The following is a 431-nucleotide window of genomic DNA, read 5'->3' as shown; positions in this document are numbered from 1 at the left end:
GTCAGAAGGATGTGCAGGGGCGTGAAACCCGTTATGAGTACAGCGCCGCAGGCGACCTCACCGCTATCATTGCCCCGAACGGCAGCCGCAGTGAGACACAGTATGATGCGTGGGGTAAAGCTATCAGCACCACGCAGGGCGGTCTGACGCGCAGCATGGGGTATGACGCCGCCGGGCGCATCACCACGCTGACTAATGAGAACGGCAGCCAGTCCACGTTCCTGTATGACCCGGTGGACCGCCTGACGGAGCAGCGCGGCTTTGACGGACGGACACAGCGTTACCGGTACAGCGCCACAGGGCAGCTTGTCCGCAGTGAAGACGAGGGACTTATCACCCTCTGGCACTACGATGCGTCGGACCGCATCACGCACCGGACGGTGAACGGCGAAGCGGCAGAGCAGTGGCAGTATGATGAGCACGGGTGGTTA

1 pseudogene is annotated in these 431 nt (G+C 62.2%); it reads left to right on the top strand.

Features of this window, described 5'->3' with window-relative positions:
- Window positions 1–431, top strand: a pseudogene (locus BGE37_RS24820) (RHS repeat protein); the annotation flags it as partial.

The sequence above is a fragment of the Escherichia sp. MOD1-EC6300 genome, assembly GCF_002965045.1.
Classification (GTDB): Bacteria; Pseudomonadota; Gammaproteobacteria; order Enterobacterales; family Enterobacteriaceae; genus Escherichia; species Escherichia coli_F.
This window is presented reverse-complemented; position numbering and strand designations above follow the sequence as displayed.